The sequence below is a fragment of the Dellaglioa sp. CoH-57-MRSF-17 genome (assembly GCF_056782015.1).
Window position 1 is genome coordinate 1 of sequence record NZ_JBXAXY010000079.1, and the last position, 368, is coordinate 368.

Annotated in this window: 1 protein-coding gene; it reads left to right on the top strand. The window is 52.7% G+C overall.

From position 1 onward, the window contains the following. The coding region (locus AC1RPJ_RS07960) for a hypothetical protein (protein ID WP_481762871.1) at positions 1-232 on the top strand (232 nt) is incomplete at its 5' end. Positions 233-368 lie beyond the last annotated feature (136 nt).

Consider the following 368-nt stretch of genomic DNA (forward strand, 5'->3'; position numbering starts at 1 on the left):
CTGCGCAGGTATCAAAGCGACCGAAGTCATTCGGCCCGTGCTTCAACAGGAAGTGGATGTCCGTGTTCTCACGCTTTGGAAAGTTAAGGGAAGCCCTTGGCTCCAATTCGCAGACCACGAAGAACCGAGCAAGGCCGCAAAGCGCGCTGGCGTCAACTTGTTCGACCCGGGTAACTGCCCGGAGTGGATTTTGGAGCGCGTGAAGACGAAGTATTTTGAAGGATCATCATGATAGCTGTTGATTTTCTCAAGACCTACGCGATTAAGATCGCGCTTGTCCTGATAGTGTTCGTGGCAGGTGCCGCACTTGGCTACAAGCTGGGTTATGACTCTGCGTGGTCAACTCAGCAGGCCACCATCAACAAAAT